This window comes from Streptomyces sp. CBMA156 (assembly GCF_014596515.1).
GTDB lineage: Bacteria > Actinomycetota > Actinomycetes > Streptomycetales > Streptomycetaceae > Kitasatospora.
In genome coordinates this window covers 15,588-26,546 of the sequence record NZ_MSJQ01000087.1, presented here as the reverse complement: position 1 = coordinate 26,546, position 10,959 = coordinate 15,588, and the positions used below count along the sequence as shown (strand labels likewise).

The 10,959-nt window shown below is 74.3% G+C and carries 14 protein-coding genes; 7 read left to right on the top strand and 7 right to left on the bottom strand.

What is annotated here, in order from left to right; genetic code table 11:
* Both BU198_RS07385 and BU198_RS07380 read right to left on the bottom strand, forming a co-directional pair.
* The coding region (locus BU198_RS07385) for a GNAT family N-acetyltransferase (protein ID WP_188296026.1) at positions 1 to 468 on the bottom strand (468 nt) is incomplete at its 3' end.
* Positions 462 to 1,853, bottom strand: coding sequence for an ATP-grasp domain-containing protein (locus BU198_RS07380; protein ID WP_188296025.1), 1,392 nt, complete (start codon positions 1,851 to 1,853; stop codon positions 462 to 464). The genes BU198_RS07380 and BU198_RS07385, both read right to left, overlap by 7 nt.
* Positions 1,854 to 2,042: 189 nt before the next feature.
* On the opposite strand from BU198_RS07380, the gene BU198_RS07375 reads away from it, so the two are divergent.
* Both BU198_RS07375 and BU198_RS07370 read left to right on the top strand, forming a co-directional pair.
* Positions 2,043 to 2,642 (top strand): putative glycolipid-binding domain-containing protein, encoded by a 600-nt coding sequence (locus tag BU198_RS07375; RefSeq protein WP_188296024.1) that lies wholly within the window; start codon positions 2,043 to 2,045, stop codon positions 2,640 to 2,642.
* 72 nt (positions 2,643 to 2,714) lie between these two features.
* Positions 2,715 to 3,203: an SRPBCC family protein gene (locus tag BU198_RS07370; RefSeq protein ID WP_188296023.1), complete on the top strand. Its 489-nt coding sequence runs from the start codon at positions 2,715 to 2,717 to the stop codon at positions 3,201 to 3,203.
* Between the two features lie 94 nt (positions 3,204 to 3,297).
* Here BU198_RS07370 and BU198_RS07365 read toward each other — a convergent pair whose 3' ends face one another.
* Positions 3,298 to 4,149, bottom strand: a complete 852-nt coding sequence (locus BU198_RS07365) for a LysR family transcriptional regulator (protein WP_317620007.1) — start codon at positions 4,147 to 4,149, stop codon at positions 3,298 to 3,300.
* A gap of 80 nt (positions 4,150 to 4,229) precedes the next feature.
* Between BU198_RS07365 and BU198_RS07360 the strand changes: the two genes are divergently transcribed.
* Positions 4,230 to 4,871 carry a cupin domain-containing protein gene (locus BU198_RS07360; protein ID WP_188296022.1) on the top strand — a complete coding sequence of 214 codons (642 nt, stop codon included), beginning with the start codon at positions 4,230 to 4,232 and terminating at the stop codon, positions 4,869 to 4,871.
* The gene (locus BU198_RS07355) at positions 4,868 to 5,227 is read left to right on the top strand and encodes a DoxX family protein (RefSeq protein WP_188296021.1); all 360 of its coding nucleotides are present in this window, start codon (positions 4,868 to 4,870) and stop codon (positions 5,225 to 5,227) included. Before BU198_RS07360 ends, BU198_RS07355 begins: the two co-directional genes overlap by 4 nt.
* A gap of 79 nt (positions 5,228 to 5,306) precedes the next feature.
* Here BU198_RS07355 and BU198_RS07350 read toward each other — a convergent pair whose 3' ends face one another.
* Positions 5,307 to 5,642, bottom strand: a complete 336-nt coding sequence (locus BU198_RS07350) for a cupin domain-containing protein (RefSeq protein WP_188296020.1) — start codon at positions 5,640 to 5,642, stop codon at positions 5,307 to 5,309.
* A 71-nt stretch (positions 5,643 to 5,713) separates the two neighbouring features.
* Between BU198_RS07350 and BU198_RS07345 the strand changes: the two genes are divergently transcribed.
* From BU198_RS07345 to BU198_RS07335, 3 genes are all read left to right on the top strand, one after another.
* The gene (locus BU198_RS07345) at positions 5,714 to 6,652 is read left to right on the top strand and encodes a GlxA family transcriptional regulator (protein ID WP_188296019.1); all 939 of its coding nucleotides are present in this window, start codon (positions 5,714 to 5,716) and stop codon (positions 6,650 to 6,652) included.
* Between the two features lie 230 nt (positions 6,653 to 6,882).
* A complete protein-coding gene (locus BU198_RS07340; protein ID WP_188295492.1) occupies positions 6,883 to 7,989 on the top strand; it encodes an RCC1 domain-containing protein in 1,107 nt (368 codons plus the stop codon).
* An 85-nt stretch (positions 7,990 to 8,074) separates the two neighbouring features.
* Positions 8,075 to 8,575, top strand: a complete 501-nt coding sequence (locus BU198_RS07335; protein ID WP_188295491.1) for a peptidylprolyl isomerase — start codon at positions 8,075 to 8,077, stop codon at positions 8,573 to 8,575.
* Positions 8,576 to 8,650: 75 nt separating this feature from the next.
* Here BU198_RS07335 and BU198_RS07330 read toward each other — a convergent pair whose 3' ends face one another.
* From BU198_RS07330 to BU198_RS07320, 3 genes are all read right to left on the bottom strand, one after another.
* Positions 8,651 to 9,238 carry a hypothetical protein gene (locus tag BU198_RS07330; RefSeq protein WP_188295490.1) on the bottom strand — a complete coding sequence of 196 codons (588 nt, stop codon included), beginning with the start codon at positions 9,236 to 9,238 and terminating at the stop codon, positions 8,651 to 8,653.
* Between the two features lie 249 nt (positions 9,239 to 9,487).
* A complete protein-coding gene (gene gcvH / locus BU198_RS07325; RefSeq protein WP_188295489.1) occupies positions 9,488 to 9,871 on the bottom strand; it encodes a glycine cleavage system protein GcvH in 384 nt (127 codons plus the stop codon).
* A 143-nt stretch (positions 9,872 to 10,014) separates the two neighbouring features.
* On the bottom strand, positions 10,015 to 10,926 hold the full coding sequence (locus tag BU198_RS07320) for a S41 family peptidase (protein WP_188295488.1): 912 nt from the start codon (positions 10,924 to 10,926) through the stop codon (positions 10,015 to 10,017).
* Positions 10,927 to 10,959: the final 33 nt, after the last annotated feature.

The window sequence follows — 10,959 nt, the reverse complement described above, 5'->3', positions numbered from 1 at the left end:
GGTGCGCACCCAACGCCAGCCCCGCGCACGGTAGTAGGCGTGCAGCGCGGTGTTGTCGCTCCACACGTTCACCCGCAGCAGCCCCGCGCCCGCCCGCGCGGCCCGCCAGGCGGCCCAGTCGCCCAGACGGGCACCGACGCCCTGCCCGGCGTACCGGCGGTCCACCGTGAACGAGCTCAGGTAGCGGGCCGGGACGGCGAGTTCCTCGCCGCTCCACAGACGGGGGCTGCCGGCCGGGCGCAGCGTCAAGGTCGCGACGGCCTCGCCCCGCGGCGCCGTCGCGGCGACCACGGTCGCACCGGCGGCGACGAGCGCCAGGCCGCGCTCGGCGTCGTACGGGGACGACCACTGGGCCGAGCCGTGGTCCCGGGCGATCCAGGCGGCGGCCTGCGCGCGCAGCGCCGCCAGCCGGGGGAGGTCGGCGGGCACCGCGGCGCGGACGTACAGCGGCACCGGCGCTCTCAGCACGGCGCGGCCGATGCCCGGGGCGCTTCGACGGGTTCGAGCGTGAAGCCCGACCGCAGGGCGTCCACCAGCTGCCGGCCGGACGCGGTGAGCACGGTGCCGTCCGCCGTGGTCAGCGCGTGCCGGGCGACGATCCGGGCCAGCGGCACCCCCGGGTGCAACACCGTGCCGGGGGAGGGGAGTTGCAGCAGCACACAGTCGTCGGGACCGCACTCCAGCAGGCCGAACCCGGCGCCGCAGTACCGCAACCGCCCGTCCTTCAGCCGGTGCAGACCGGCGCCGGGCGCTGCCGCCACCCGCGCCGGCCCGCCGGTGTGCCGCACCACCAGCTGCACGGCGCCCGCCGGATCGGTACGCGGCTCGCCGCCCGTGACGTGGCCGTACACCTCCAGCACGTGGCGCAGCGCCGAGGGCAGCGCGTGCTCGGCCAGTTCGAGCTCGCCCAGCAGCCAGGTCGAGCCCTGCATGCGGCAGTTGAGCTCCAGCAGCAGCGGGCGCTCGCCGTCCAGGACGAAGTCCGCGCCGAACAGGCCCCGGTAGCCGAGCGCGGCCAGCGCCTCGCCGATGCGCCGCGCCGCCGCGCCGGCCCGCGCCATGGCGAGCGGCGGCAGCAGGGCGGGGGCCGCGAAGTCGCAGCCCGAGTAGGTGCCGAAGGCCGCGCCGACGCCCTCGATCCGGGTCAGCTGGACGGACGGGCGCAGCAGCCGCACCGTGCTGTCCGCCGAGACCAGGACGTGCAGGTTGACGGCGGCGCCCTCGACGTAGCCGCTCACCAGCCAGGGCCCGGCACCGGCCCGGCGGACCGGGCGCAGGCCGGCCTCGTCGGTGACCAGGTGGGTGCCCCTGCCGCTGGAGCCCAGCGGCGTCTGCACCACGTACCGGTCACCGAAGCGGCGGCGCAGCTCCCGGTGGTCGAGCGCCGGGACCACCGCGTCGGGCGGAGTCACCGCCCCCACCGACCGCAGCCACGCCCGCTGGACCCGCTTGTCGCCCAGCACCGGCAGACCGGGACCCGGCGCCGGCTCCACCAGACGGGCACCGAGCGCGTCAAGTGCCGTGCGCCACTCGGGTTTCATCGCCGTGTAGGGCAGCAGCGCCAGCTCCCGGCCCCGCCAGGCGCCGTCCTCACCGGAGGCGCCGATCCGGCGCAGCACCTCCTGGACACCGGCCCCCAGCGAGGTCTCGTCGCGCACCCCGCAGCGCGGCTCCAGCGCGTGGAAGGCGGCCCCGAACTCGCCCTCCCAGCCCGCGTCCGCCCCCTCCACACTCAGCACCGCGGACAGACAGCCGGTGCGCAGCAGCGGCAGCACGAACAGGGGACGGGCACAGCAGGACAGCCCGGGCAGGGCCCGCAACCGGGCCACCGCTTCGTCACAGGAGATGATCACTCCCGCGATTATGGAGAAGCCAGGGACACGGCCCGGGGCCACCACAGCCCCCACCCCGCCCCGTACGTGCCCCACCCCGCCCCCACCGTCACCCGCACGGAGGAACCGCCCGCGTTGACAGCCCCGCCCCCCGCCCCCCGTCGCCCGGAGGCGCGGTCCGCTGTCACAGGCCGGCAGTACCGTGCACGGATGAACAGCCGCACCGCCCGCACCGCCTCGGACCGCACCACCGCCGTACCCACCTGGCGGGTCACCGAGACCGCCGGCCTGGAGACCTCCTGGATCGACCTCGGCCCCACCACCCTGACCGCCCACGGCCGCACCGCCGCCGCCGAACCCGCACCGTACTGGCTCGACTACCGGCTCGACACCGGCGACGGCTTCACCACCCGCCGCATGCACGTCACCGCCCGCACCCCCCACACCACCCGCACCCTCGACCTGCGCCGCGACGAGACCACCGGCCACTGGAGCGTCGACGGCACCCCGCGCCCCGACCTCACCGGCGCCCTCGACTGCGACCTCGGCCTGTCCCCGCTCACCAACACCCCGCCCGTGCTGCGCCACGCCCTCCACCAGGGCCCCGGCGAGCAGCACTTCCTGATGGCCTGGATCCGCGTGCCCGACCTGGCCGTCGTCCCCTCCCGCCAGACCTACACCCACCTGCGCCGCCACCAGGACGGCCGCGCCACCGTCCGCTACACCTCCGGCGACTACCACGCCGACCTGCTGCTCGACGCGGACGGCCTGGTCGCCGACTACCCGGGCCTGGCCCACCGCATCGCCTGACGCGACGGCCCGCCCGATACGCTTCACACCTTTCCCGGCCCCGGACTTCCCGGCCCCCGAAGGAGTGCACCGATGCCCTGGTTCGCGCTGGAGCGCTTCGACCCGTCCTTCTTCGACACCGCACCGCACCTCCACCGCTTCCCGATCGACCTGCCGGTGGCACCGCACAGCGTCTGGGAGGGGCTCGCCGGGCCGACCCCGCTGTCCTGGTGCCGGGGCCTGGCCGCCGGCCGCTACACCTCCCCGGTGCCGCACGGCGTGGGCACCACCCGGGAGGTCACGGCAGGCCGGATACTGCGCCTGCACGAGGAGTTCGTGCACTGGGACGAGGGCCGGCGGCACGCGTTCTGTGCCACCCGGGCCACCCTGCCGCTGTACCGGCGCTTCGGCGAGGACTACCGGCTCGAACCCCTCCCCGGCGGCGGCACCCGCCTCACCTGGACCTTCGCCTACGAGCCGAGCCCCCTGCTGCGCCGCCCCGCGGCCCTGACCGGCGCGCCCGGGGCGGCGTTCCTGCGGACCCTGGTCGCCGACACCAAACGGCACTTCGGCGCGGCCTGAGGAGCTGAGCGGCCGAGGAGCCCGGGCGGCCGGGCCCGTCGCCGCCGCCCGGCCACCCCCTGTGACCAGCGGCTTTCCACGGCCGGACGGGTGTTCAGGGGCGGTACGCGGCGGTGGCGGTCTCGACGAAGGACCTGACCAGCGGGTTGGTGTCGCCCTCGTTCCACACCGCGACCACCCGGCTCGGCGCCATGTCGTCCAGCGGCACCACGGCCAGCTGTGCGGGCAGGTCGCCGTCGATCGGGGCCAGGCCGACGGTGCCGTTCCACAGCACGGCCTGGAGGCACTCCTGGACGCCGCGCACCACGGGGCCCTCGCGCGGCTCGCCGCCGTTCCAGTACGACTGCCAGAGCGGGTCGGTGCCCTGCGGGAAGCGGAACCAGCGGCGGCCGTCCAGGTCGGCCAGCCGGAGCCGGCCGCGGCCGGCCAGCGGATCGTCGGCGCGCAGGACCACGCCCACCGGATCGGTCCGCAGCACACGCACCGTCAGGGCGGTGTCGTCGAACGGCGCCCGGGTCAGGGCGACGTCGACCAGTCCGGCGCGCAGCCCGCACGTCGGGTCGGTCAGATCGGTCTCCCGCACACGGATGTCCACGCCGGGGTGGCGGCGGCGGTAGGCGGCGGCCAGCCGGGCCACTCCCGGGTCGGTGCCGTCCCCCAGGATGCCGACGGTGACGGTCGCGACGCCGGCCGCAGCTCTCACACGCACCGCGACCCGCTCGGCATGATCGAGCAGGGCCCGGGCCTCGTCGAGCAGCACCGCGCCCGCCGCGGTCAGCGTGACACCGGCCGGCGAGCGGACGAACAGCGGGGCCCCGGCCTCGGCCTCCAGCCCCTTGATCGCCCGGCTCAGCGGCGGCTGGCTCATGTGCAGTCGGGTGGCGGCCCGGCCGAAGTGGAGTTCCTCGGCGACCGCCACGAAGTAGCGCAGGGTACGTAGCTCCACGCTGCGACGATACCCGCCGGGTATCGGCCGGGCGGAAGATGTCTTGGACACCTGCGGGGCCCCGGCGGTGGACTCGGAGCATGACCGCACGAGCACAGACCGAGGTACCGCAGGCCGACGAAGCACGGACCGCGGAAGCACCGGCCGCGGAAGCACCGGCCCGGGAACCGCAGACCGCAGAAGCACAGGCCGCAGAACCGCAGCCCCACCCCGCCGTCCATGTGGTGGGCCCGGGCGAGGGCGAGACGATCGTCCTGGGCACCACCCGCATGCGCGTCCTGGAGGACGGCAGCCACACCGGACACCGCCTCGCGATCGCCGAGTCCGTCCTCGCCCCGCACACCCAGGGACCGCCCCAGCACCGCCACGCCCGGCACGACGAGGGCTTCTACATCCTCTCCGGCACCGTGCGGTTCACCGTCGGGGACGAGGACCACGACGCCCCCGCGGGCACGCTCGTGGTGATCCCGCCCGGCACCCCGCACACCTTCGCCAACCCGACGGACCGGCCCGCCGTCATGCTCAGCACCTTCACCCCCGACCTGTACGTGCAGTACTTCCGGGACCTCCGGGACGCGCTCGCCGACGGCTGGGCGCCGACACCCCGGGACACCCTTGAGACGATGAGCCGCTACGCGACCGAACCCGCCGCCGGCCCCGCCACCGGCCCGGCCGCCGAACCCGCCACGGGCCCCGCCCGGCACCCGCGGGAGGAGACGTGACCGCCGCCTACTGGACCGTCGCCGGGCTGCTCGCCCTCTTCTACTCCTACGCGGGCACGCTGAAGGCGACCCGCGACCGCGACCGGCTCCGGCCGATGATGGCCTGGGTCGACCGCGTTCCCCTGCCCGCCGTCAGGGTGCTGGGGGCGGTGGAACTCCTCGGCGCCGCCGGCCTGGTGCTGCCCCCGCTGACCGGCATCGCCCCCGCGCTGGCACCGGCCGCGGCCACCGGCCTCGTCCTCCTCCAGCTCGGCGCGATCGCCGTCCACCTGACCGGCGGCGACCGCCGGATCGCGCTCAACCTCGGGCTCACCGCCACCGCGGCCGCGGCCCTCTGGCTCGCCATCGAGGTGTGACCGCCGCGGTGGAGGGGGAAGCCCGTCTTCCCCCTCCACACCCCGCCGGACACACCCCGCCGGACACACCCCGCCGGCCTCAGCCCTGCGGATAGAACACGAACAGCGTGCACCCGGTGGCCGTCGACGGCACGTGCCACGACCCCGCCGGAGCATGCAGGAACGACCCCGCCGGATAGTCCCGCGCCCCGTCGTGGAAGACCCCCGCCACCACGAACACCTCCTCCGGGCCCGGCTCGTGGACGTCGCGGTGCGGCCAGCACGAACCCGCCGCCATCTCCAGCACGTGCGCGCTCGCACCACCGGGCCCCTGCCACAGGGCACGCAGCCGGATACCGGGGAACAGCTCACGGACCGGGGACTCGTCGACGAACGCGCAGGTGTAGCCCTCCTGCGCGAGGATCTCGGGATACATGTCCACCACGGTGCCCCGACCCGACGGTGACGGACAGGCACCAAGCCGACACTCTGGGGTACTTTCCTGCCATGCACCACGTGGCCGCCCTGCTCAACCCCGTCCAGTCGACCTTCGAACTCGGCTGCGCCGTCGAGGTCTTCGGCACCCGGCGTCCCGGAATACCGCAGCACTACACCTTCACCACCTGCACCCACACCCCGGGCCCGGTCCCCACCACGGCCGGCTACGCGATCTCCGTACCCCACGGCCTCGCCGCACTCGACACCGCCGACACCGTCATCCTCCCCGGCTGGCTGCCCCCGGGCGAGCCCCTGTCCGACCCCGTACGCCACGCCCTGCTGCGCGCCCACGCCCGCGGCGCCCGCCTGGCCGCCCTCTGCTCCGGAGTCCTCGCCCTGGCCCGCACCGGACTGCTCGACGGCCGCACCGCCACCACCCACTGGGCCCACGCCGACCGGCTGCGCCGCGACTTCCCCCGGGTCAGGACCGAGCCGCACCGCCTCTACGTCGACCACGGCGACGTCGCCACCAGCGCCGGGGCCGGCGCCGCCCTGGACCTGTGCCTGCACCTGGTCCGGCGCGACCACGGCGCCGGCCACGCCGCCCTGCTCGCCCGGCACATGGTGCTGCCGCCGCCCCGCGAAGACGACGGCCGTGCCGCGCCCGCCCCGCCGCCGCAGGCCTGCGAGGCCCTCGACGGCCTGCTCGCCTGGGCCGACGAACGCCTCGGCGCGCCCCTGTCGGTCGACACCCTGGCCGCCCGCCTGGCCGTCTCGCCCCGCACCCTGGCCCGCCGCTTCGCCGACCGGCTGGGCACCAGCCCGGGCGCCTGGCTGCTCTCCCGCCGGCTGGCCGCGGCCCGCACCCTGCTGGAGGAGACCGACCTGCCCGTCGAGGCGATCGCCGCCCGCGTCGGCCTCACCTCCGCCGTCAACCTGCGCCGCCGCTTCCGCGCCCGCACCGGCACGACCCCCGGCGCCTACCGGCAGGCCTTCCGGGCCCCGTGAGCCGCCCGTCCGCCGCGTGACGTACGCGGTCGGGGCGGGGGCAATGCCACACGTCCGCGGTGCGAAACCGGCCGAAGCGGTCGTCCTCACCCGATCGAGTGGCCGCGCTGCCGCTTCCGCTGCCGGTGCCGGGCACGTCGGTAGCGTCGGTCCATGATCGTGGAGCCGTCAACAGCAGTGACGTATCGACGATTTGACTTATTGTCATAAAAGTAAAGAGGCATCGTCGCATGGCAGAGAAACGCCTGAGGTCCTGGGGCAACAACCGCTCCGGCCAGCTCGGGGACGGCACCTGGACCGACCTGCGCACCACGGCCACCGCCGTGCTCGGGCTGACCGGCTCCGAGGTGGTCAGGATCGCCGCGGGCGGCGCCGGCGCGAGCCTCGGCCACGGGCTCGCCCTGCTGGCGGACCGTACGGTGCAGTCCTGGGGCGTCAACGGCTCGGGCCAGCTCGGCAACGGCTCGATGTCCAGCCACAACGCGCCCGGCCGGGTGACCGACCTGCGCGACGTCACCGACATCGCCGCCGGCGGCCAGCACAGCCTCGCCCTGCTCGCCGACCGGAGCGTGGTGGCCTGGGGCCGCAACGAGCACGGCCAGCTCGGCAACGGGACGAACGCCGACAGCAGCCTCCCGGTGCGGGTCGCCGGCCTGAGCCGGGTCGTCGCGATCGCCGCGGGCCTGCACCACAGCCTCGCCCTGCGCGAGGACGGCACCGTGTGGGCCTGGGGATACAACTTCAACGGCCAGCTGGGAGACGGGACTTCGTCCAGCCGCAACGTCGCCGCGCCGGTCGTCGGCCTGACCGGGGTCAGCCGCATCGCCGCCGGGGCCGGCCACAACCTCGCCCTGGTCGGCAAGCCCGGCACCGGTGCCGCGGTGAAGGCCTGGGGCCACAACACCACCGGCCAGCTCGGCGACAACACCACCATCAACCGCCTCACCCCGGTCGCCACCAGGCCGACCTGGTCGGGCGGCGTCACCCACATCGCCGCGGGCTGCAACCACAGCTTCGCCGTGGTCGACGACGAGAACCGCCTCAAGGCCTGGGGGCAGAACACCTCCGGCCAGCTCGGCGACGGCACCACCGTCTTCCGGGTCCTGCCCGTCACCGTCCCCGGCATGGTGGGCGTCCGGCTGGTGGCCGCCGGCCGGGAGCACACCATGGCGCTGCTGGACGACCGCACCGTGCGCGCCTGGGGCAGCAACGGCTCCGGCCAGCTCGGCGACGGCAGCACCACCGACAGCACCACCCCGGTGGCCACCCTCACCGCGCTGACCGGCGTCGACGGGATCGCCGCCCCGGTCGGCGGCGACTTCAGCCTGGCGAACTGAGGCGCCCCAGCGGTGCCCGGCCGTCCCTCCTGCCACAATGCGGCGAGCTTTCCGTATCCGCCACAACGCATACAGTGAGGAAATCGTGTCGAAGGTCAAGCTGAGCACCAACCACGGCGACATCGTTCTCGAACTCAACGCGGACAAGGCCCCGGCGACGGTGGAGAACTTCCTCCAGTACGTCAGGGACGGCTTCTACGACGGCACGGTCTTCCACCGGGTCATCAGGGGCTTCATGGTCCAGGGCGGCGGACTGGAGCCCGGCATGAACCAGAAGAAGACCCGCGGGCCCATCCAGAACGAAGCCGACAACGGCCTGAAGAACACCAAGTACACCGTGGCGATGGCCCGCACCTCGGACCCGCACTCGGCCACCGCCCAGTTCTTCATCAACGCCTCCGACAACGCCTTCCTGAACCACAGCGGCAAGAACGTCCAGGGCTGGGGCTACACCGTCTTCGGCGAGGTCGTCGAGGGCCAGGCCGTCGTGGACGCCATCGAGGGCGTGGCCACCGGCTCCAAGTCCGGCCACCAGGACGTCCCCAAGGACGACGTGGTCCTGAAGCGCGCCGAGGTCGTCGAGTAGCACGGGCACGCGCGGGTGGTGGAGCGGGAAGCCGGGCCCGGCTTCCCGCTCACGCGGCGTACGGCGGACGAGGTGTCAGCAGGCGGCCACCGCGTAGACCCAGCCCCAGGGCGCGTGGGCGTCGGACACCGGGCCGCCCGGCGAGGTCCAGCCGAGGTTCCCGTTGACGTCGTAGAACTTCACCCGGTACTTCGACGGCTGGTTGTTGATCCAGGACCCGGTACCCGACCACGAGATCGCGTGCCTGACGCCGCAGTCGTAGAGGTTGAAGGACGGGCCCTCGAAGTTCTCGTACTGGTAGAAGCACGCGTAGCCCCGGTAACAGGGGTCCCCGAGGATCCCGGCCTCCCCGCCGTCCAGGTCGCGGGCGCGCTTCTCACCCGGCAGCGGGAGGAGCATGAAGCCCTTGCCGTCGAGGGCGATCTTGTTGGCACCGACCTGCGTGCCACCGGTGGCGGCCAGCTCGGCGTCGACCTGCCGCTGGAGCTCGGCGGCCCGGCCGCCGTCCAGCCCGGCGGCCCGGGCCTGCGCGGCGAACGGCGCGCGGTCCTGACCGGCGGTGCCGGCGGTGGCGGTGGCGGCGGTGGTCCCGAGCGCGAGGAGGGCCATCGTCAGCGCGGCGAACGCCTTGCCCGATGCCCGGCGGGTGCGGATGTGAGACATGGAAACGATCCTCCAGGTGTTGGCCTTGCCCGGCCGGAACCCCCGATCGGAACCGCTCGACGAGCCTCACGATCCGGGGGGTCCTTCTGGCACCAAGCCTGCCCGGAGGGCGGCAGCCGCAGCTTGTAGGAATGCGAACGGCCGTTTGCACACAAGAGGGAGGGGAATGTCCGCTTCACCCGCGCCCTGCCTGTCGACAGGAGTGCGGGGCGGGCCGGACCCCCGCCCGGGGCGCGGCGGCGGTGCGGGTCAGTCGCCGACGGCCGCCCGGTAGCCGGGGGCGTCGAGGAGCCGGCCGAACTCGGCCTTGTCCGACGGCCGGAGCTTGAGGATCCAGTACTCGTAGGGATCGTCGTTGATGAGCTCCGGGCTGTCGTTCAGCTCCTCGTTCACGGCGGTCACCTTGCCGCCCACCGGCGCGTAGAAGTCCGATGCGGCCTTGACCGACTCGATGACACCGGCGGGATCGCCGGCCCCGAAGACACGTCCGACCTCAGCCAGCTCCACGAACACGATGTCGCCGAGCGCCTTCTGGGCGTGATCGCTGATCCCGACCGTCACCGTGCCGTCCGCCTCCAGGCGTGCCCACTCGTGCGTCTCGGCGTACCGCAGCTCATCAGGGATGTGCGACATGTCCACTCCTCCGGGGTGTAGGTCATCAGCGGACTCAGCATGCCCCAGGCCGCCGGGAGGAGGCCGGAACGCCTCGACATCACTGGCGAATCGTCAATTTCACTTGACAGGCGTCCGCCGGGCGCCCAACCGGAGGAAAGGACTCAGGCCAGGCGCGCCACGGCCAGGGACAGCGCGCGGTCGAGCGCCGCATCGGCCTCGCACGGCACGTCGGGCAGGACGCCGGTGCCCTCCCAGTTGGTGCCCGAGACCGGGTTGACCGCGCGGGCGACGGGCACGCTCAGCTCCAGGTGCGGGTGCACCGTCCAGCCGTCGCGCGGGTGCGCGCCGCCCCGGGTGGCCTCCCCGACGACCTCGGCGCGCCCGAGCTGCTGGAGGTCGTAGGCGAGCTCCTCGCCCGCGGAGAAGGTGTTCCCGCTCGTCAGCACGTACAGCGGCTTGTCGGCGCCGAAGCGGGCACCCGGCACGAACGGGGGCGTCCAGGACTGCTCGGCCACCTCCCCCTGACGCGAGAGCAGGGTGTTGAGGTGGGTGCGGCCGTCGAGCAGGTAGCCGCAGACGAAGGCGACCGTGTCCGGATCGCCACCGGTGTTGCGGCGCAGGTCCAGGACGAGGGCGCGGGCCGGTGCCACCAGGGAGAGCGCCGCGGCCAGCGGCTGCGCCGCCCAGTCCAGCGGGAACATCTTGGGCGCGATCTCCAGCACCGCCACGCCGCCGTCGAGGAGCTCCACGCGCGGAACACCGCCGAGCCAGGCATCGAAGTCCCTGCGCATCGCGGCGAGTACCGCCGCGCCCCGCTCGGCCGGCACCGGCACGGCGTGGTACGTCAGGGCCAGGTGCAGGTCGCCGTTGACGGACCGCAGGTCCGCGGTGACCGCCTCCGCCAACTCCTGGGCGGATCCGGCCCGGTAGGCGCCCTCGGCACCGCGGCGCCGCAGCAGGGCCGCCAGCTGCCGGGCGGCGTCCGGGAAGACGTAGTGCTCGCCGACCAGCCCGGCGATCGACTCGACGACGGCGACGGTATCCAGGGCGGGTGACGATGTGGTGGAGGTCATGGGAGGGGAGTAGAGCAGCGGCTTGCCAAAGCG

What these genes read in the sequence shown, in the direction of transcription:
- BU198_RS07375 (WP_188296024.1), top strand. Translation starts at nt 2,043, where the DNA reads ATGAACAGCCGCACCGCCCGCACCGCCTCGGACCGCACCACCGCCGTA.
- BU198_RS07370 (WP_188296023.1), top strand. Translation starts at nt 2,715, where the DNA reads ATGCCCTGGTTCGCGCTGGAGCGCTTCGACCCGTCCTTCTTCGACACC.
- BU198_RS07360 (WP_188296022.1), top strand. Translation starts at nt 4,230, where the DNA reads ATGACCGCACGAGCACAGACCGAGGTACCGCAGGCCGACGAAGCACGG.
- BU198_RS07350 (WP_188296020.1), bottom strand. Translation starts at nt 5,642, where the DNA reads ATGTATCCCGAGATCCTCGCGCAGGAGGGCTACACCTGCGCGTTCGTC.
- BU198_RS07345 (WP_188296019.1), top strand. Translation starts at nt 5,714, where the DNA reads ATGCACCACGTGGCCGCCCTGCTCAACCCCGTCCAGTCGACCTTCGAA.
- BU198_RS07340 (WP_188295492.1), top strand. Translation starts at nt 6,883, where the DNA reads ATGGCAGAGAAACGCCTGAGGTCCTGGGGCAACAACCGCTCCGGCCAG.
- BU198_RS07330 (WP_188295490.1), bottom strand. Translation starts at nt 9,238, where the DNA reads ATGTCTCACATCCGCACCCGCCGGGCATCGGGCAAGGCGTTCGCCGCG.
- gcvH (WP_188295489.1), bottom strand. Translation starts at nt 9,871, where the DNA reads ATGTCGCACATCCCTGATGAGCTGCGGTACGCCGAGACGCACGAGTGG.
- BU198_RS07320 (WP_188295488.1), bottom strand. Translation starts at nt 10,926, where the DNA reads ATGACCTCCACCACATCGTCACCCGCCCTGGATACCGTCGCCGTCGTC.